At 63.4% G+C, this 20360-nt stretch carries 15 protein-coding genes; 10 read left to right on the top strand and 5 right to left on the bottom strand.

Annotated features, from left to right (window positions below; all coding sequences use genetic code 11):
* The first annotated feature begins 104 nt into the window (after positions 1-104).
* The 6 genes from ACQY7R_RS27355 (at position 105) to ACQY7R_RS27330 (ending at position 6838) form a co-directional block, all read left to right on the top strand.
* A complete protein-coding gene (locus ACQY7R_RS27355) occupies positions 105-2603 on the top strand; it encodes a redoxin domain-containing protein (protein WP_428308710.1) in 2499 nt (832 codons plus the stop codon).
* Positions 2604-2723: 120 nt separating this feature from the next.
* Complete coding sequence (gene pgk / locus ACQY7R_RS27350; protein ID WP_428308709.1) at positions 2724-4109, top strand: phosphoglycerate kinase; 1386 nt, start codon at positions 2724-2726, stop codon at positions 4107-4109.
* Between the two features lie 216 nt (positions 4110-4325).
* Entirely contained in the window at positions 4326-4553 is a 228-nt protein-coding gene (locus ACQY7R_RS27345) for an addiction module protein (protein ID WP_428308708.1), read from the top strand.
* Positions 4546-4716, top strand: coding sequence for a hypothetical protein (locus tag ACQY7R_RS27340; RefSeq protein ID WP_428308707.1), 171 nt, complete (start codon positions 4546-4548; stop codon positions 4714-4716). Before ACQY7R_RS27345 ends, ACQY7R_RS27340 begins: the two co-directional genes overlap by 8 nt.
* A 330-nt stretch (positions 4717-5046) precedes the next feature.
* Positions 5047-6084, top strand: coding sequence for a DUF1559 domain-containing protein (locus ACQY7R_RS27335; RefSeq protein ID WP_428308706.1), 1038 nt, complete (start codon positions 5047-5049; stop codon positions 6082-6084).
* A 205-nt stretch (positions 6085-6289) separates the two neighbouring features.
* Positions 6290-6838 (top strand): hypothetical protein, encoded by a 549-nt coding sequence (locus tag ACQY7R_RS27330; RefSeq protein WP_428308705.1) that lies wholly within the window; start codon positions 6290-6292, stop codon positions 6836-6838.
* 35 nt (positions 6839-6873) lie between these two features.
* Here the strand turns inward: ACQY7R_RS27330 and ACQY7R_RS27325 are convergent, their stop codons facing one another.
* The 3 genes from ACQY7R_RS27325 to ACQY7R_RS27315 form a co-directional block, all read right to left on the bottom strand.
* The gene (locus ACQY7R_RS27325; protein WP_428308704.1) at positions 6874-7737 is read right to left on the bottom strand and encodes a TIGR00730 family Rossman fold protein; all 864 of its coding nucleotides are present in this window, start codon (positions 7735-7737) and stop codon (positions 6874-6876) included.
* A 109-nt stretch (positions 7738-7846) separates the two neighbouring features.
* Positions 7847-9235 (bottom strand): MBL fold metallo-hydrolase RNA specificity domain-containing protein, encoded by a 1389-nt coding sequence (locus tag ACQY7R_RS27320; protein ID WP_428308703.1) that lies wholly within the window; start codon positions 9233-9235, stop codon positions 7847-7849.
* Between the two features lie 229 nt (positions 9236-9464).
* Positions 9465-11348, bottom strand: coding sequence for a UbiD family decarboxylase (locus tag ACQY7R_RS27315; RefSeq protein WP_428308702.1), 1884 nt, complete (start codon positions 11346-11348; stop codon positions 9465-9467).
* Between the two features lie 506 nt (positions 11349-11854).
* Here ACQY7R_RS27315 and ACQY7R_RS27310 point away from each other — a divergent pair.
* The 3 genes from ACQY7R_RS27310 (at position 11855) to ACQY7R_RS27300 (ending at position 15039) form a co-directional block, all read left to right on the top strand.
* Positions 11855-12451: a hypothetical protein gene (locus tag ACQY7R_RS27310; RefSeq protein WP_428308701.1), complete on the top strand. Its 597-nt coding sequence runs from the start codon at positions 11855-11857 to the stop codon at positions 12449-12451.
* Positions 12452-12704: 253 nt separating this feature from the next.
* The gene (locus ACQY7R_RS27305; protein ID WP_428308700.1) at positions 12705-13739 is read left to right on the top strand and encodes a PstS family phosphate ABC transporter substrate-binding protein; all 1035 of its coding nucleotides are present in this window, start codon (positions 12705-12707) and stop codon (positions 13737-13739) included.
* Positions 13740-13905: 166 nt separating this feature from the next.
* On the top strand, positions 13906-15039 hold the full coding sequence (locus tag ACQY7R_RS27300) for a YbaY family lipoprotein (protein WP_428308699.1): 1134 nt from the start codon (positions 13906-13908) through the stop codon (positions 15037-15039).
* A gap of 344 nt (positions 15040-15383) precedes the next feature.
* Here the strand turns inward: ACQY7R_RS27300 and ACQY7R_RS27295 are convergent, their stop codons facing one another.
* The gene (locus ACQY7R_RS27295) at positions 15384-16151 is read right to left on the bottom strand and encodes a class I SAM-dependent methyltransferase (protein ID WP_428308698.1); all 768 of its coding nucleotides are present in this window, start codon (positions 16149-16151) and stop codon (positions 15384-15386) included.
* A gap of 487 nt (positions 16152-16638) precedes the next feature.
* Here ACQY7R_RS27295 and ACQY7R_RS27290 point away from each other — a divergent pair, with 487 nt between their 5' ends.
* Positions 16639-19683 (top strand): VWA domain-containing protein, encoded by a 3045-nt coding sequence (locus tag ACQY7R_RS27290; protein ID WP_428308697.1) that lies wholly within the window; start codon positions 16639-16641, stop codon positions 19681-19683.
* 103 nt (positions 19684-19786) lie between these two features.
* Here ACQY7R_RS27290 and ACQY7R_RS27285 read toward each other — a convergent pair whose 3' ends face one another.
* Positions 19787-20275 carry a hypothetical protein gene (locus ACQY7R_RS27285; protein ID WP_428308696.1) on the bottom strand — a complete coding sequence of 163 codons (489 nt, stop codon included), beginning with the start codon at positions 20273-20275 and terminating at the stop codon, positions 19787-19789.
* Between the last annotated feature and the right edge of the window lie 85 nt (positions 20276-20360).

Below are 20360 nucleotides of genomic sequence, written 5' to 3'. Positions count from 1 at the left end.
GCGATTTCCTCACCGGCCCCCCAGGGGAGCAGGGTAACTCCTAAGTATCTGCCAATCTCCCCCGTCGCCCAAGGGCCTCGGGTCCAAATCATCGAGACCGAGTCATGGATGCTCCCGGCTTCTCCTCCCTGCCCCTTCGCGGGTTCCTGCTGTTATTGGCTCTTGCCGCCACGGCAACCACTGGCTGCAACAACTCCTCGGACCCCGCCGTGAGCGAGGAATCGGCCGCCGCCGAGGCCCGGGGCGTCGAGATCGCCGAAAAGATGCTCGCCGCCTACCGGAAGGCGAGCAGCTACACCGACCACGCAACTTACGTGCAGTCGTACGCCTATCGGGGCGAGGGGGTCGAGCGGGAACTGCCGTTCTTCGAAATGTCGCTCGCCTTCCGCCGGCCGAACTTTATGCGGCTGCGATTCGACGAGGCGATTCCCGGCGAAGGCCCTGCCCGCGGTTTCGATATCGCCTCCAGCCGCAGCGTGACCCGCGCCTCGGCCGCCGAGCTCCCCCGGCAGATTCTCGAAACCAAGACTCCCTCCAAACTGAACACTGAAAACTTCCTCCCCGATCCGATGATCCGCGAGGTCTTCAACAATCGCTCGATCAGCGACGTCTTCCCGCAGCTGGCGATGCTGCTCAACGTCGACGACGAAACGCTCGTCTTCCCGAACGACGAAGCCCCGCGCTACCTCGACGACAAACCGCTCGATGGTAATCTGTGCCATCGCATCGTCAGCACGAGCGCGAACGGCAAGCGGACGTTCTGGATCGACGCGAAGACCTACGCCCTCCGCCGCATGGAGTTGCCGCTCGGCGACGCTCGTCGCGACTTCGATCCGGACAATCAGTATTCGAATCTTTCGGTCTGGATTGATTTCAAAGATCCGACCTTCGATCCGGATATCGAACGCAGCACGTTTTTGAAAGAGCCAGCTGAAACCGACTTCCTAGTGAAGCGGCTGATTCCCTCCCCGCCGCAAGCGCCGCCCGAACGCCTCGGCGAAGACCTAGCCGACTTCAGCTTCGAAACGCTCGACGGCGAGAAGGTCTCACGCGACTCCCTCAAAGGCAAGACGGTGCTGCTCGACTTCTGGCAAGCCGATTGCGCCCCCTGCAAGGCGCATACGCCGGAACTGGAAAAGGTTTACCAACAGCTGAAAGACAACGACAAGTTCGCCTTCTACGCCGTGAGCATCGACGCCCCCGAGCGCGTCACCAACGACACAGCCGCGCGGACGCTCAAGAATTGGGGGGGCTCGATGCCGATCCTCCGCGACCCGGAAGTCACCGCCGAAGCTCTGAAGGTTGCCGGAACTCCGACGCTCATGCTCCTCGATGGCGCCGGCAAGCTGCAATACTTTCACATCGGGCAGCATCGCGATCCGCAGCAACTCGCCAACGTGATCTCGAAGGTTGTCGCCGGCGCCGACCTCGCCGCGGAAGCGCATGCCGAGCACCAGCAGCTCACCGACAAATACGAAGCCGACATCAAAGCCGCGGCCAACGCCGGCGACGTCGTGAGCGTCGAAATCGCCCAGCCCGAGTTCGGCACGCAGCAGCTTCCCGCGAAGTTTGCGGCCAGCGAACTGTGGCAAGCCGGCGAGGCCGACGTCGCCAAGCCAGGCAACTTCCTCATCCTTCAAGAGAACGATTCCGCCGAGCCGCGCATTCTGACCGTCGACGGCGGCCAAGCGATCATCGAATTCGACGCCGCGGGCAAGCTCGTCGCTCGGCACGACATCGCCGGCAACGAGGCCACGGGCAACGGTTTCCTCCGCACGACCGTCGACAAAGCCGGCAAGCGCCTGATCGCCGCCAGCGGCGTTGGCTGGCAGAAGCTGTACCTCTTCGATCACGAGTGGAAGCAGACGCTCGCCTTCCCCAACGATAAGAATCCGGGCATCGCCGACGTCCAGCTCGCCGCGCTCACTCCCGACGCCGAGCCCATGCTGTACGTCGGCTACTGGGGCGGCGTCGGCGTGCAAGGCGTCGATCTCACGGGCAAACGGAACTGGGCGATTCGCTCGTTCAACCAAGTGGTGCAGCTCGCCGTTGCTCCCGTTGATCTCAGCAACCCGCCTGTCATCGAAGAGGAAGATCAGGACGCCGCCCCCCAGGGTCGCAACCTCTGGGGCACGAGCGACCGCGGATTGGTGTTCGTCCTCGGCCCCGACGGCAAACCGCTGCCGGAAATCGTCGTCGGCCTTCGCGAGATCATGCATCTCGCCATCAGCCCGCAAGCCGAGGGCGACGACGCCCGTTGCTGCGCCCTTAGCGTCGAGGCGCCCGGCGTTTACAACGTCGTTGGCTTCGACGCGGACGGCGAAGTTCGCTGGCAGTACAAGCTGCCGACCGGCGAATATACCCACCAAGTCGAGCGAATCCAGAGCGTCACCCTCCCCGGCAACCGCCCCGCCTGGATGGTCGCCGCCCCCGACGGCACGATCATCTGGCTCGACCCCGCGGGCCAATTAATCGACCAGTTCCGCTACGCCGAGCCCCTCACCGGCCTCTCCCTGACAAACACGCCCGAGGCTGCAATACTGTTGGTCTCCACGCCGGAATCCCTGAAGGCCTGGAAGCTCGCTTCCAAGCCCCAACAATAACCCGCGGCGGTTGAATTGAACCACGAAGACGCAAAGGCACGGAGGATTTCCTTCGTGTCTTTTCTTGGTGTCTTCATGCCTTAATGGTTCAATTCCCTTCGCACAGTCAACAAGCTGAACATGCCCACCACTACCGAAAAGACTCAACAGCTCATCACCACCCTGCTCGCAGGCCGCGAAGCGAATCCCTCGCTTGAGCTGGTCGACTACCTCAACGCGATCCCGCGGTTGGATTCGCTCGCCAGCATCCCCAGCGGCACGCCGGTCCTCATCCGCGGCGACGTCGACGCGAAACCCGGCGCTACGATCGGCGAGGGCGACATCCGCCTCCGTTCGATGGTCGACACGCTAAAGTACGGCATCGAGCGCGGCTGGAAGCAAATCATCTTCGGCCACATCGGCCGCGAGCCCGAGAAATCGCTCAACAAGGTCGCCGCCCGCCTGAGCGAAATCCTCGGCCAACCCGTCGAACTCATCACCGATTGGTTCGACGCCACGACGAACAGCATCCCCGACGCCGTGAAGGCGAAGATCGACGCCGCCAAGCCGGGCAGCGTGCTGATGCTCGAAAACACCCGCCGCTACGACATCGAGCGCGTCCTCTGGAAGGCAAAGCCCGCCGACGCCGCGAAGCTGGCTGAGCCGCTCGCCAAGTTCTCCAACGAACTCGCCGCGAAGGTCGCCAAGGTTTACATCAACGAAGCTCTCTCGGCCGGCAGCCTCGACGCCAGCTCGACGATCGTCCCCGCCGCGATGGATCAGGTCGCCCTCGGCAAGTACGTCGCCGGCGAGTTCGACGGCCCGATGCGCAAGTGCCTCAAGACCCAACTGGTCGTCTTCAGCGGTTTGAAGATCGACAAGCTCGACGACCTTGAAGCGATGATCGGCCGCGGCACCATCCGCAAGGTCTTCGCCGCAGGCTCGCTGGCGATGGCCCTGCGGAAGGCGATCGGCGAGATCGATGGCAAGGAAGTCTGCATCGGCGCCGCCGAAGAAGCCTCGCACTCCGACAAGCCGTACTACATCCCCCGCGATCGCGTCGAGCAGGCCAAGAAGATGGTCACCGACGGCCGTGCGAAGGGCATCGAGTTCATCGTCCCGTGCGATTCGGTGATCGAAGACGGCTCGACCGTCGACGCCCTCAAGCCAGGCATGCAGCAGTTCGACATCGGCCCCAAGAGCAGCAAGCTGTTCGAAGAAAAGATCGGCGAGTTCGTCGCCTCGGCCCCGAAGGGCGCCGTCGCCTTCCACAACGGCGTCTTCGGCATGTTCGAAGACGCCCGGTTCGAAGCCGGCACGAAGAATTTCATCCCGCAGCTGAAGCGGATGAAGGACGCCGGCGTCGAGGTCTACATCGGCGGCGGCGAAGGCGGCACCTCGCTCGAACGCTACGGCAAGCCCGACTGGGTGACCCACACCTTCACCGCCGGCGGCACGGTGCTGAACGCCCTCGGCCGCGAACCGGTGCCGTACCTGGTCACCCTCCGCGAAGCCGCGAAGAAATAGCGGTTTCTTTTTGGGTAACCGCTCCGCAGCAGCCGCGGGTCAACGACCCGCCGGAGCGAACCAGCAACAACCGCTCCATCACCAGGGCTCCGACGCACGCCGTCGGAGCCCTGTTTTTGTCGTTTTCCTCTGCTAACTAGCGTTTTTTGCACCATTCGTTCGCAACTTGTACAATTTCAGCTGAGTCGCCTGCCAACCACCATTCATCTAACCACGATGTCCACGCTCCAAGACATCCTCGCCGCCGCCCAACTCCTCCCGTCAACGGAGCGCCTACAACTTATCCACGCCCTCTGGGACGCTACCCCTCCTGAGGCTTGGCCGTTGCCGTCGGAAGCCTGGATGGTCGAAGCCAATCGACGCAGCGACGCCGGCGAGATCGCAGTCGCTCCTTGGGACGAAGTCCGCGCTCGAGTTCGCCGCCAGGCGGGACTCGATGGTTGAGATCGTCGTCTCCTCGCCGGCTGAGCAGGAATACGCCGAGGCGCTCACATGGTACGCCCAGCGCAGCCTGCGAGTTGCTCAACGGTTTGATGACGACTTCGATCAATCGCGGCGACTCCCGAGCGATTCGCCAAGTGCGACGCCCGCCATCGCTTCTTTCTGATGCGCCATTTCCCGTATCAGATCATCTATCGCAACGACGCGACCTATCTCACCGTTGTCGCCGTTGCTCATACGAGCCGCGAACCCAACTATTGGCAGGGACGGTAGCCGACAATCGACGCGCTCGATTGCGTCCCCTCACCCTCCAGAAACGCACTTATCGCCATTTGCGCACCGCCCCCTCTCCCCCGCGCACCGAATTCACGCCCCCTTTACTCGCTCTTCACGCAGGCGCCCCAAAATCTGCCAGCACTTCGATCGCGGTTCTCTCGTGGCCAGCCATTTCACCGCAGCCACGCCTCGATCGGCCCTCCCAAAAGGCAGTTGATCTATGTCGTCGAGCCCCTCGACCGCCTCGCTCCGCCGCTGCGTCTCCACCACTCCTCGCCGCGCCTTCACTCTCGTCGAATTGCTGGTCGTCATCGCCATCATCGGCGTGCTCGTCGCCCTGCTGCTACCGGCGGTGCAAGCCGCCCGCGAGGCCGCCCGCCGGTCGCAGTGCCTCAACAATTCTCGTCAAATCGGCCTCGGAATTCTCAACTTCGAATCGGCCAAGAAACTGCTCCCCTCCGGCGGTGAAGGGACCGACTGGACCGACCCGGCAGCCCCCAAGACAGGCTTCGATCGCCATTCCACCTTCACGCAAATCTTGCCCTATCTCGAACAAACCACCGTCGCCGCTCAGTTCAACCTGAAGTACGGCTACAACGACCTCGCCGCCCCGCAGAATCAGGTCGCCGCCAAATCGCACATCGAAGCATTTCTCTGCCCCTCGAACGCCATCCGCCAGCCCGACCCGGCCGGCTACGGCGGCACCGACTTCATGCCGACGGTTTACACCGACATCCACCCGACTACCGGCATCCGCGACAACATCGCCTCGCGTGCTGACGGAGCCCTCGCGCTCGTCCCCGCGAAGATGGCTCTCATCAGCGACGGCACGAGCAACACCATCGCCCTCGCCGAAGATGCCGGCCGTAATTGGGAAGAGATGGAGCCCTTTACCAAGTCGAAGTACCCCGAAATCGCGAACGCCGCCGACAAAACTCCCAGCGGCAACCGCGCCATCAACCGCTGGGCCGAACCCGACACCGGCAATGGCGTCTCCGGCCCGCCGACCTCGACGGCCGCGAACTTGAAGCCGGTGATCAACAACTATGCCACGCCGGTCAACGGCCCGGAAGAATGCCCGTGGTCGACAAATAACTGCGGGCCGAACGATGAAATCTTCTCGTTCCACCCCGGCGGCGCCGACGCAGTGTACGCCGACGGCAGCGCCCACTACCTTAACGAGTCGATCGCCCCGCAAGTGATGCGCACCCTCATCACGCGCGGCGAAGGCGATATCACCGACTCGAGCTCGCTCTAAGCACTCGCGGCGTGCAGCAAACGATCGTCAGCAGGCTCGGCGGTTCAACCCGCCGAGCCTTTTTCGTAGCCAAGGCTCAACGAGGTGGCGACCGCTGCCTCGCCAATCGCCGTTATCGCCGTTGAAGTCCCCTCGATTCAAGATAAACTGGCGGCCTTTGAACCGCTTCACTTGAAGCAGGCGACTGATCAGAGCGAGAGGAGCAATGTCTCAGCAAGCATACGTTACTTGGTACACAGACAACCCTCGACTCGATCCAGTTCAAGTCTGCCAGGCGTTTATTTCTCTCCTGGGCGTGACGACAGCAGACTACGTCTATCGCAGCAATTGTATTGCCAGGAGTCTCGACGATCCAAACTGGGAGCTAAGCTGCGTGGGCGAAAAGGTCGCTGCCGACCAACTTCCTGCCTTACTGCAACCCAACACCCACTTGAGCGTTGATGCAGATTTAGCTCCCTTCGGGACTGCTCTAGAAGAAGCCATTCGCCGTGGCATACCGGCGGAGATCCTCGGAGACTTCATCCCCGATCGGCCATTCTTCAACATCGGCGAACACTATTTTGCCGATGCAGCGGACGAGTTGGATCGCGAGATTCGCTACCGCGCGATGGTTGGCTGCTGGGGATACTCGACTCCCGCAGACTGGGAAGACTTCCGCCGCGAGTTTCAGGCGTTACCTTTCGTACGAGAGATTTCAGAGAAGCTGAAATCATTGCTAGGCGAAATGAAAGTCGGCATCTACTTCTACTTCTGACCGCCGATCATCATTCGCACTCAGCACGCCGTATCTCACGGCCCCAATCGGTGAAACTCCACCACCAATCGCCAAGCCTCTTCCGGCGAGTCGACGAAGTGAATCAGCTTCAAATGGTCGTCTGCGACGACGCCCTCGTCCGCCAAGGCCTGGAAATTAATCACGCGGTTCCAATAATCGGACCCGTACATAATGATCGGGATTTCTTGCATCCGGCCCGTCTGCCGCAGCGTGAGGACTTCGAACAGCTCGTCGAGCGTGCCGAAGCCGCCGGGGAAGATCACCAGCGCCGCCGCCCGTAGGATGAAGTGGAACTTCCGCATCGCGAAGTAGTGGAACTGGAGGCAGAGTTCCGGCGTGATGTACGAGTTTGGCTCTTGCTCGTGCGGCAGGACGATGTTGAGGCCAATCGACTTGGCGCCGATGTCGAAGGCGCCGCGGTTGGCCGCCTCCATGATGCCAGGGCCGCCGCCGGTCATCACGACGAGATCGCACTTAACCCCCTGCTGGCAAAACTCCGACACAAGCCGCGAAAATTGCCGGGCCTCATCGTAGTAGTGGCTCTTCGCCAACCGGCTCTTCGCTCGCGCCACATCTCGCTTCGCCTGCGGCAGATCGGGATTCTCCAGCGAGTAGGCCTCCGCCGCGGCGAGCCGTGCTTCAGCTTCCTCAAGCGGCACAATTTGCGTCCCGCCGAACACCACCACGGTCGAACGAATGCCATTCTCCCGCAGCACCGTCTCGGCCTTGTCGAGTTCCAACTGCATCCGCACCGGCCGCTGCTCGGGCCGGCCGATGAAATCGAGGTCCAACTCGGCGAGCCGATAGCTGGGCGACGCGAGAATCGCTTGGCGATTCTGCTCGACGGGGTCGGAGTTGGGTTCGTGATTGCTCGTCATGATTATTCGAATTTAAGAAGTTCTCGCAGAGGCGCGGAGACGCAGAGGAACGATTGCCCTCCTCTCTGCGCCTCCGCGCCTCTGCGAGAGATTTCTTCGCTTGAGTTTCTTAATCCAGCTGAACCCGCTCACCCAGCCCCGGCGTCGCTACGTTCCATCCGCGGGTGGTCCGCAGTTCTTCCGCCAGCGCATCGGCCGCGTGCGGTTCGCCATGGGTGAGGAACGTCTGCTTCGGCGCGTGCGGCAATTGGTCTAGCCACCGCAGCAAGTCGCTCCGGTCGGCATGCCCGCTCAGGCCTGGAATTTTCTCCACCGCCGCCCGCAGGGGAATATCTTGGCCGAACATCCGCACGAACGGGGCGTGATCTTCGATCAGCCGCCCGCGCGTGCCGACCGCCTGGTAGCCGCCGATGATGATCGTGTTCCGCGGGTCGGGCATTCGCTGCTTGAGGTGATGCACAATCCGTCCGCCGGTCATCATCCCGCTTGAGGCGATGATCACCGCCGGCCCGGCCGTTTGGTTGATCTTTTTCGACTCCGCCGCCGTCCGCGCGAGGATCACTTTGCGGCCGGCAAGGGCCGGGTGCTCGGGATCGAGGACGCCGTCGCTCAGGTCGTGGTCTTCGCTATGCTCGCGATAGACGGCCGTCGCATCGCACGCCATCGGGCTGTCGATGAAAATCGGAATGTCGGGCATGCGATCGGCCGACTTCAATAACTGGAACAAGTAAAGCAGCTGCTGAGCCCGCCCGACGGCGAACGCCGCGATCAACATGACGCCGCCCCGTTTGACGCTCCGCCGCACGACCTCTTCGAGCGCGTCGAGAATCGACGTCTCGGGATGCTCGCGATCGCCGTAGGTGCTTTCGCAAACGAGGTAGTCGCATTCCGGCGGCGGGGCCGGATCGTGATAGAGCGGCCCGTCGTAGCGCCCCACGTCGCCAGAAAATAGAATCCGCAGCGGATCGGGCCGGTTCCGAATCTCCACCTCGATCATGTTCGAACCGAGCAAATGCCCCGCATCGTGAAACCGCATCGCGATCGGCCCCGTCGGCGTAAACCATTCCCCGCGCGGCACCGGCTGAAACAGTTTGAGCGTCCGCTCGACATCGCGATCGTCGTACAACGGCAGCGCCGGCTGATGCTTCGAAAAGCCCTTCCGGTTCGCGTACGCCGCGTCTTGCTCCTGGCACTTCGCCGAATCGAGCAGAATGATCTCCGCCAGATCGCGCGTGGCATCGGTCGCGTAAATGCGGCGATTGAAACCTTGCTTGACGATCCGCGGCAGATAGCCGACGTGATCGAGATGGGCATGCGTCAGCACGACCGCATCAACCGCCCGCACATCAAACGGCGTCGGCTTCCAATTGAGCTCTCGCAGTTCCTTGAGCCCCTGAAACAACCCACAGTCGACAAGCACCTGGGCCCCATCGGCCTCGAGCAGATACTTCGACCCGGTAACAGTGCGCGCGGCGCCGTGAAAAGTCAGTGTTGCCATGGGCTCAAGATAGCCGGTCCAAAGGGGAAAAGTAACTCAGGAGAGGTAGCCGCGAAAAGTCGCAAGAGACGCGAAAAGCTCTCCCTTCACGACATCTTGCGAATCTTGTGCCTCTTCGCGACTGTCCCACATTACTCTGCGTCTCCGCGCCTCTGCGAGAGATTTCTTAAGAAGGCCTCTCGCAGAGGCGCGGAGACGCAGAGAGGGAAAATGAAAAATTGATGGGCGATTAAATAATCCCGTGTAGCGGCCCGCCGGGTGCGCCGAGGGCGTCGACTCTTCGGGCGATCTCCGGATCTTCCTCCAGCACCGGCGCATGGTGCGCCTTGACCCGCGCGTCGATGATCAGCGCCCCGCGGCAGCTCCAGTGCTTTTCGCTCGTGAACTCGTCGATGCCATACACGTCATCCGCTGGATTCGAGCGCGTGAACACGGCCCACAAGAAGTTGTTCAGCGACTCGCTCACAAACTGCGTGTCGTCGACGACGACGATCAACCGGAACTGGTTCATCGGGTGGGCGACGTCGAGGTCTCGCACGAACTGCCGCATCGCGCCGGCCGTGGCGTCGCGGGCCTCGGTCCGCGCGCGAACCGATTCGTCGTAGTCGAACGACGGCGCCGGGCAGCGTGGCCCCTCAACCGCCAGCACGCCCGGCATCACCAGCCGCGGATGGCGGAACCCGTTCGGTACGGCCATCATCGGCGGTAGCTCGGTCGCCAGTTCAAATCGCTTCGGCCCCGCCGCGGCGATCACCAGCTTCGAGCCGGCGTTGAATCCGGCGCCTGAGTAGTCGAGCGTGTCGATCGTCGTCTGCGTGTGGAAATGCAAATCGCGGCGCCAATCGGCCCGCTGCAGCACGTGCGCCAGGAACGCCGGGATGTTATCGACTTGCAGATTCGGATCGTCTTGCTGCGCGACAATCATGAGATACTTCGCCAGCGAGAGTTGCCCCTGCCCAAGAATCGCGCACGCCTGCGTGAGCAATTCCTGCGGCTGCGTTGTTCCCAGGAACGGCATGTACCGCTCGCTGCCGATCGCGAGCAGCAGCGGGTGAACCCCCGCCGCGTCGACCGCATGCACGCCCTTCACGCCGGGGAGCACGACGGGAATCATCGGCCCCGTGAGTTCGTGAATCAACTCCCCGAACATCGTGTCTTCCTGCGGCGGCCGGCCGACGACGGTGAACGGCCAAATCGCATCGCGGCGATGGTACACCGCCTCGACCTTCAGCACGGGGAAGTCGTGCGTGAGGCTGTAGTAACCGAGGTGATCGCCGAACGGCCCCTCCGGCAGCAGGCGATCAGGGTCGATCGTCCCCACGATGCAAAAGTCGGCGTCGGCCAAAATCGGCAGCGTCCCAGGCCGGCGAATCATCCGCACCCGCCGTCGCCCGAGCGCCCCCGCGAAGCCAAGCTCGCTCATCCCTTCCGGCAGCGGCATCACCGCCGCGACGGCTAGCGACGGCGGCCCGCCGACGAACACGTTCACACGAAACGGCTCGCCCGCCCGCCGTGCTGCTTCGTGGTGCACGCCAATGCTGCGGTGAATCTGATAATGGAGACCTATTTCCGCGTCGCGTTGATATCGGTTCCCCGCCAATTGCACGCGGTACATGCCGACGTTCGACCGTCGCAGCCCCGGCTCGCGAACGTCTTCGCTGTACACAATCGGCAGGGTCACGAACGGCCCGCCGTCGCGTGGCCAGCTTTGCATTTGCGGCAATTGGCTGAGTGTCGTTTGCCCCGCGAGAATCGGCCCGCTGGTCACCGACTTCGGCAGCATAAACCGCACATCGAGCGGCACCTGCCAATACTTCCAAAACTCTTTCGCCGCCGCCTGCGGATTCGCCCGCAGCTGCACAAGCCGCTCCACCCCATGCAGCGCGTCGCGGAACATCAGTCGAGTCCGCTCCATCGTCCCGTACAGGTTGCTCACCATCGGGAACCGGCAACCGGTCACGTTGGCGAAGTAGATCGCCGGCCCGCCTGCCGCATGCACGCGACGATGAATCGCCGCCGCCTCCAAGTGGGCGTCGACCGGCGACTCGATCCGCACCAACTGCCGGCGCCGCTCAAGATCATCGACGCATTCACGAAGACTGGCGTAAGACATGCCGTATCAATCTCAAACAGTGAAACAACGCCAGTAGCCGCGGCTCAACGAGCCGCCGGAGCGAACCAAAACCAAGTACGCCCCTCAACCACGCCAATCAAACGGTTGCACGCCCCGCCCCCGCCGCAACCGCACCAACCCGCGTCCCATTTCTTCGACTATCTACCAACTCGCCGCGCACAACCGCCTACACCCCGCTCTCACCCCCAAAACCGCTACCACCGGAAGCCGCCGCCACTTTTTCGCAACTCCGCAGAGGGGGTCGCGACGCCGACCGCCGCCACGACTGTTTATGCTAAGACGCAAGGCCCGCAACGGATAGCGGCAACAACCGTTCCGCTAGCGACGCCCCGCCCGAGCGTACGGAACCGCCCAAATCGTGGCGGTTTTCGCGCAATAGACCTACAATTTTCTAGTGCCGGAGCCTCCCCCTGGGGAATTCGCAGCTCCGACATTAAGATGCCGATCTAGCCCCACACGACATCGACGAGGCAAGCGAAACACTGATGAGCCAGGAAGAACAAGACGATCGCATTCCGGAAATTGCCCTCGTTGGCGACCTCACTGAACATGAGTCGGAGCTGACTGATCGCTTGCTCGACATCGAACCGGGCGGCGAGTGCCTCATCTATTTCGACTCGCCCGGCGGCAGCCCCTACTGTGCGATGTCGTTGATGACGCTCATCAAGCTCCGCGGCCTGCGGGCCACCGGCATCGTCACCGGCGAATGCTCGTCGGCCGCGCTGTGGCCGTTCGCGGCTTGCCAGAAGCGGCTCGTCACCCCCTGCAGCGTCTTGCTGTTCCACCCCATGCGGTGGCAGAGCGAAGAAAACGTCGGCCTCGCAGAAGCCGCCGAGTGGGCCCGCCACTTCGGTCAGCTCGAAAAAGACATGGACGTCCTGCTTGCCGGCTTGTTTGGTTCGACCGTCGAACTGATGGACAAGTGGATCAATCCCGGTCGCTACGTCGGCGGCCCCGAACTCGCCGCGGCCGGCCTCGCGGAGCTGATCACCTTCGACCGCCTCGGCGACATGAGCTACCTGCTCGCCCCGTCGAGCAACGGCAAAGCCCACGGCGGCTCGAAAGCGAAAGCCCGCGTCTAGCCCCGGGCTCCGCCCGGGGGTGGGTTTCCATTCCGTTTGGCAACGTCCCGCGATGTGGTAGCCGACCCCCCGGGCAGAGCCCGGGGCTAGGAGCACCACGCAATCGCACTGCTAGCACGCGCGCCCACAAACTCTTCACTCCCCCGCTCCGGATTCCTCTCCCCAGCCCCCCCAGTTTTGCGTTATGATCGGCCCCGGCGAGCCATCCGTGCTCGTCAGACGGAGCTAGCCGATTCATCTGGGAGGAAGCGAAATGGGAGTTCGCACGCGCGTATCGCGTCGTCTCGCGACATTCTTGGCCATCACGGCGCTGCTGGCGTTCACCGCCGCAACGCTGCACGCGGTCGAACCACACCTCGCCAACGCCGTCGCCGCGGTTCCGGCCCAAGAGGCCGATCTGCTGGGCGGCCTGCCGCCGTATCTGCCGAAGGCGCCCATCAGCGGCAAACTCTCGGTCGCCGGCTCATCGGCAATGAACCAGCTCGCCCTCCTCTGGGCCGACGGCCTGAAGCACATCCACCCCGACGCCAAACTCGACGTGTCGATGTTCGAGTCAGGCCAGGTGCTGCCGAAGCTCGGCGCCGGCGAGATGGAAATCGGCCTCATCAGCCGCCCTCTCACCGAAACTGAACTGAAGCAAGGCGGCATCGTCGCCATCGCCACGGCGAAAGACGTCCTCGGCGTCGTCGTCCATCCCGACAACCCGCTCGAGCAACTCACGATGGAGCAGGGCGTCAAAATCCTGCAAGATCCGAAGGCCGCCGAGAACCCCGGCGCCGCCACCTGGGGCGACGTCGGCGTCACCGGCCCGCTCGCCAAGACGCCGATCAACCTCTACGGCCGCAGCACCGGCACCGGCGCCTGGGGCTACCTGGTGAATCGCTTCCTCGGCGAAGGCGCCAAGAGCCGCGAAGGCAAAGATTGCAACGGCTACGCCCAAATTTGCGAAGCCGTCACCAAAGACCCCGGCGGCGTCGGCTACCTCAGCCTCTCGCTCGCCCCGGCCACGAAAGGCAAGGTCCTGCCGCTCGTGCTGAACACCGGCGAAGTCGTTCCCGCCCCGAAGATGGGCGAAGCAGTCGATCCCCGTTACCCGCTCGTCCGCCAATTGTACGTCGTCGTGAAATGGGAAGCCGGCAAGCCGATGCCGCCGATGACCGAAGAACTGCTCCGCTACGTGCTGAGCCGCTCGGGCCAAGAAGACGCGGTGAAGGCGGGCCTGCTGCCGCTCCGCCGCGATGAAGTCCTCGCCTCGCGCGACGCCTTAGGCTGGACCCGGGCTCACTAAGCTCCCCAACAAAGAAATTCTCTAGCTCCCTCCCCTTGAGGTGAGGGGGTAACGAACCCTGGTACCAGCTTCAATCACCCCTCCCTAACCCTCCCCCTCAAGGGGAGGGGACCAGACAGTCAATTCTCGAACATTCAAGATGTCCGCCTCTTCAGGAGCCACATCCATGACGCCGACTCTGCGTCTCAACGTACTCACGCTCGCCGCCGCGCTTCTCGTGAGTTCCTCCGCCCAACACGCCGCCGCTCAAACAACGGCCGCCCGCAGCCGCGACCTCAGCGAGGCCTGGAGCGCCGCCCCCAGCCTCCTGCCGTCGACGGCCGCCATCCCCTCGTGGAACGCCCAGCCCAACTCCTGGCGGCTCGGCGTCGCCATCCAGAACGTCGACACCGGCGTCGTCCTCACCGACGTCGAAGCCGGCATGCCCGCCCAGCAGGCAGGGCTGGAGAACGGCGACATCATCGTCAACGTCGACGGCTTCCAAGTCGGCTACGTCGAAGGCGCCCTGTTCGACCTCGGCGATGAAATTCGCCGCCGTGTCGACCAAAACGGTAAAGTTGACTTCCTCGTCTTCGACAACCGCAACCGCCGTTTGCAGAACTTGCCCGTCACGCTCGCGCAGCAAAACGCCGCCAGCGTCCGCGGCGAAATCACCTGCAAGGAACGCGTCATGCTCACCCAGCAAGCCGTGCTCACCGTCCGCCTTCGTGACGTCACCTACCCCAACTGGCAAAACGTCGAAGTCGGCAAGCAAGTGATCACGAACCCGAAGCACCCGCCGATTCCGTTCTCGATCGCCGTCGACCGCACGCAGATCTACCCGGATCACAAGTACGCCGTCGACGCCTATCTCGTCGACAACGGCAAGATCTTGCTGCAAAGCTCGGCCGCCATTCCGGTGAACCTGCTAAGCAACACCGCCCCCATTCAAATCAACCTCGTGAAGGTCGGCGCCAACGTCCCGCCGAGCAACACCTACGCGGTTGGGCAACTCGATCAGATCAACCAGTGGTACAAGCAGTACCTCCGCCGCGACGCGTTGCCGACGGAACTCAACGCCTGGCAGAACTACCTGCAAGCCGGCAAGTCGCCGCAAGACATCCAGGCCTACATCCTCGGCAGCCCTGAATACTTCGACCGCATGGGCAACCAGCGCGATCCATACCTCGCCGCCCTCTACCAAACGCTGCTCGGCCGCCAACCAACCGCCGCTGAGATGCAGCAGTTCGTCGCCCAGTACCAACAATACGGCGGCGCCAGAACCGACTTCGTCCGCGACGTGATGCGTTTGCAGCCGTAGAGACGCAGCCGCGAATCACGCGAAGCAACGCGAACAGGCGATAGAAGCGCCATTCTGAGCGCAGCGAAGAATCTTGCATTCAGGCCTGTAAGGCCTCGCTATGATAGCCCAGGGCGCAGCCCTGGGAATGTCGACGATTAACGTCAGAAGCCCTGTAAGGGCGCGCTAAGGTTGGCGCGCCCTTACAGGGCTTCGTTGTTCATGCCGGGCCCAACCCAGGGCTTCGCCCTGGCCTATCACAGCGCGGCCCGTTGGGCCTGAAAACGAAATGCCGAAACTGGAACGAGCGATATTGCGGATTCGCGACTATTCGCGTGATTCGCGCGCCAGCCTTCCTTATCACGCTACCGCATCCGCCCCACGTAGATCTCCGTGTCATACTCAATCACCACCACGCCTCCCTGCTGGTGCTGATTGAAAAGCGTCTCGAGCTCCGCCAGCATCGCCGGCTGCGCCGGATCGCCGTCGGCCGGCAGATACGACGAAGACTTCGCCCTCCCCTGCAGCCCGGCGAGCGTCAGTCGCTGCTCGTTGTCGACGGCTCGCTTCCGCCACTTCCCGGCGCCGAAGAACTGATCGAGGCGAACCGGGTCGACGCGCTCGTGCCGTGCTCGCTGCGGATCCATGTCGAACCTGTTCTGCAGCGACTCGTATTCGCGTGCGAACGGCGTCGCATCAACCCGCCGCGTGTTCCACAACAACACGCCCCACCCGCCCGGCCGAAGAATCCGCCGACATTCCGCGCCAGCGTTCAGCGGATCGAACCAATGAAACGCCTGCGCCGCCGTCACCGCATCGACTGAACCGTCGGCTAGCGTCGTCGCCTCCGCCGTCCCCGCCACGCTGCGGAATTTGGGGTACCCCGCGAGTAGCCGATCCGCCGCCTCGCGCATCGGCTCGTTTGGCTCGACCGCGATCACCTCGTTCCCATGCTTGAGGAACATCTCCGCCGAGATCCCCGTCCCGGCGCCAATGTCGGCGATCGTCCAGCTCGGCTGCCAACCAGCCTCATCACGCAGCACATCCAGCACCGCCACCGGGTACTGCGGCCGGTAGCGAACATAGTCCTCCACCCGATTCGAAAACCGCTCGGTCGACAACTGCCCTGCCATCGCTCCCCCTTCCAATTCTCGCCGTTTTTATGATGAAAACGGCCACTAAGATCGCTAAGCTCGAAGATGTCCCAGGCGGTGCTCCGCGCGGCCTGTGCGAGTCTCCATGGAGCGCGTCGTCATCATGAACGCAGTGAAGAATCTAGCGGTTCGAGCGGTTCGAATCGTCCGCTGATCACTTCACTCCCCTCAAGATGACGCGCCTGCGAGATCCACACCAGCCGCAGCGAGAGGCGCACGTTGGCAAACGGTTTCATGTCGCGTGAGGTCGCATTGGGAAAGGCGACACGACACATGCGACATCAAGCCATCATTGCAAACCGATTCACACCAACAGGTTACAGCCCAAGACAACCCAACTTAACAGCTAGTGCCGCCTAAAATGCAACTCGCGACATGGGGGCGACGTCAGACGCGACACGACATCAACACGCCCCTGTAAACCGGGCCGCTTCGCCGAATCCACCGTCCGCTCTATCATTCCAACATGTTTCAGCACTCGATCGTTTTCGACCGCCCTGGCTACCTCGCCTTGCTGGCGTTGATCCCGGTGCTGTTCTGGCTTGGCCACCGCAGCCTCTCCAGCCTCGGCTCCTGGCGGCGTTGGATCGCGCTGACGCTTCGCTCGCTCGTCGCCCTGGCGATCATCCTCGCCCTCGCCGACGCCCAGTACCGCCGCGAGAGCGACGAACTCACGGTCGTCTATCTCCTCGACCAATCGCTCAGCATTCCCGCGAACGATCGGCAAGCGATGCTCAAGTACGTCGACGCCTCGCTCGAAGGCGAACGGAGCACGCTCCGCGACGATCGTTTCGCCGTGATCGCCTTCGGCCGCGACGCGGCGGTCGAAGTCCCCATCATCTCCGCCGACCGCGGCGTCCCCGGCCGGCTCGAGTCGCTCCCCAATCCCGAGTACACCGACCTCGCCTCCGCCATCCAACGGGCCAAGGCCCTCTTCCCGCCCAACGCCGCCAAGCGGATCGTCCTCCTCTCCGACGGCAACGAGAACCTCGGCAACGCCCACCGCGAAGCCCGCGCCGCCGCCGAGGGGGGAGTCAGCATCGACGTCGTTCCCGTCTACCTCGAACCTCGCAACGAAATCTCGATCGAGAAGGTCGACCTCCCGGCGAACATCCGCCGCAGCCAACCGTTCGACATGCGGGTCGTCCTCCGCAACGACGCCCCGGAAGGTTCCGACGAAGCGATCGCCGGTCGCCTGGTCGTCATCCGCAAGGCGGGCCAGCGCGAAGAGGTCGTCGCCGAGGAAGAGGTGACGATTCCGCCCGGCAAGCAAGTCTTCACGATCCAGCAAGAAATTGACCAGTCCGATTTCTACACGTACGAAGCCCGCTTTGTCCCCGCCGACCCCGCCGCCGACGGCATGGCTCAGAACAATGTCGCCTCGGCCTTCACCCACATCCGCGGCAAGGGGAATGTCCTGCTCATCGAGAACGCCGACGCGAAGGGGCAATTCGACTTCCTCGTCGACCGCCTAAGGACGCAAGACCTAGAAGTCGAAGTTACCGCGACCGACAACCTCTTCAACTCGCTGGCCGAGTTGCAGCGGTACGACGCGGTAATCCTCGCCAACGTCTCCCGCAGCTCGATCGAAGACGCCGACAGCGGCGCCAGCTTCAGCGACGAGCAAATCAAGATGCTCGTCCGCAACACCCGCGAACTTGGCTGCGGGCTGATCATGATCGGCGGCCCCGACAGTTACGGCGCCGGCGGCTGGGCCAACACTGAGTTGGAAGAGGCGATGCCGGTCGACTTCCAAATCAAGAACGCCGAGGTCGTGCCGGTCGGGGCGCTGGCGATCGTGATCGATCGCTCCGGCTCGATGGATGGCGAGAAGCTCGCGATGAGCAAGGCCGCTGCGATCGCCGCCGTGAAGACGATGGGGCGTCGAGACTACATTTCCGTTACCGCGTTTGACGACACGCCGTACAAGTCGGTCCCGCTCCGCGTCGTCGGCGACTATCGCACCGTCGCCAAGCGCATTGACGCGATCGCCTCCGCCGGCGGCACCGACATGTATCCCGGCATGGTGCAGGGCTTCAACGATCTGCAAAAAGCCAACGCCGCCGTGAAGCACATGATCGTGCTCACCGACGGCCAAACGCCCGACGCCAAGTTCGACGAACTCGTCCGCCGCATGCGCCAGGCGAAGATTTCAGTCACCGCGGTCGCCGTCGGCGCCGACGCCAACGTGCCGCTCCTCACGAACATTGCCAACCGCGGCGGCGGCAAGTTTTACTTTGTGCAGAACCCGCGGGCGTTGCCGCGGATCTTCCTCCGCGAAGTTCGCCGCGTCGCCCGGCCGCTCGTCTACGAGCCGCCGCAACCGGTGACGCCGCAAATTCTCACCCCCGACAGCGAACTCCTGCGAGGCCTCGACGGCGGCGTCCCGCCGATCAAAGGCTTCGTCCTCACCAGCGTGAAGCAAAACCCGCTCGTCGAAGTGCAGCTGCGGAGCCCGCTTCCCGCGACGCCCGACAATGCCACGGTCCTCGCCACCTGGACCTACGGCTCCGGCAAAGCGGTCGCCCTCACCACCGACGCCGGCGCCCGTTGGGCCACCGCGTGGACCACGTGGGAAGGCTACGACAAGTTCTTCGCCCAGATCGTCCGCTGGGCGATGCGTCCCACCGGAGACACGGGCAATTACACCGTGGCTGCGAACCTGCGCGACGGCAAGACCGAGCTCGTCGTCACCGCGCTCGACGCCGAAGACAACTTCGCCAATCAGCAGTCGATCACCGCCGCCGCGATCGCCCCCGACATGTCGACAATCCCCTTGCAAGTCGAGCAAGTGGCGCCCGGCCGCTACGTCGGCGAGTTCGACTCAGCCCAAGCCGGCAGCTACCTGGTCGTCGTGAACCCTGGCGGCGGCGTGGCCCCAATTCGCACCGGCGTGAACGTCGGCTACTCGTCCGAGTATCGCGATCAGGAAACCAACCTCTCGCTGCTCCGCTCGCTCGCCGTCCTCGCGCCGAAGAACGGCAAGAGCGGCGTGCTGATCGAAGACGGCCTCGCCGCAGCGAGCTCGCCGTTCACGCCGGAACAGAATCCTTTCCGTCGCGATCAGGAGCGGGCTTCGTCGAACCAGCCGATCTGGCCGTGGCTCGTCGTGACCGGCGCCTGCCTCTTCTGGGGCGACGTTTTTATCCGCCGCGTGCAGTTTGATCCGACCTGGATTCTCGTCCCGCTCGCCGCCGTGCGCGACAAGGTGCTCCGGAGGAGCAAGGCGCCCGAAGCCCCCGAGACGATGTCTCGCCTGCAGACGCGTAAAGCGCAAATCAGCGGCCAGCTCGACGAACGCCGCGCTGCAACGCGATTCGAGTGGGACGAATCGGCCCCAGCCGCCGCAACACTGCCAACAAACGAGCCGCTTGCCGGCTTAGCGCCGACTGCCAAGCAATCGCCCAAGCCCTCGCTCAAACCAGAAAACGACGCCCAACCAGAGTCGTACACCGAGCGGCTGCTCAAAGCGAAGAAGCGGGTGTGGAACGACCCCCAAAACGGCAAGTAGCGATTCTAGCCCCGGGCTCCGCCCGGGGGTCGGCGTCTATTCCGCTAGGCGCCGTCGCGCGTTGTGCCACCCCCGGGCAAAGCCCGGGGCTAGTGTTGCGTCATCAACCAACACGAGGAGACACCGCAGTCCGAATAGCATCCTCATTCGCACGTAACCATCCAACCAACCGCTCAATTACCCCACTACCCAGCGGCTCCTCGCCGACCAGTTCATACGCCCCCGCCGCGAGCGCTTCGCTAAACGCACGCAACCGATCCTTCAACTCATCTAGCAACCTGCGAACTTCCTCCGCCGGCAGCTCCCGACTGACAAACGCCACCGCGCTCGCCGACCGCTCCCGACTCATCGCCACGAGCTTGCCCTGCTCCGCCTTGAGCAGCACGCCATCCAGATACGCCCGCCGCAACTCGCCGCGATCGTTGAAGTGATAGACGCGGTCCTGCCCGAAGTAGAGACTCAACGACTCGCCGCGAAAGCCAGCAAAGAGCGTGAAGGCCTCGCTCGCACCGCCGACCACCAGCTCAACGCGCGGCGACAGCCCCCGCGCATCGCGCAGCAAATCCTCTCGATCATGGGCATCGCGTGCCACGGAAGTTCCCTCAAACCAGCAAGAGCATCCCTAGCCCCGGGCTCCGCCCGGGGGTGACTCTCCATTCCGTTGGACTACGTCGCGC

Origin of the sequence: Lacipirellula sp. (assembly GCF_965279485.1) — a bacterium.
In the GTDB taxonomy this organism is placed as follows: domain Bacteria; phylum Planctomycetota; class Planctomycetia; order Pirellulales; family Lacipirellulaceae; genus Lacipirellula.
Note: the sequence above shows the minus strand (reverse complement) of the source record. Positions and strands in the feature narration are given on the sequence as shown.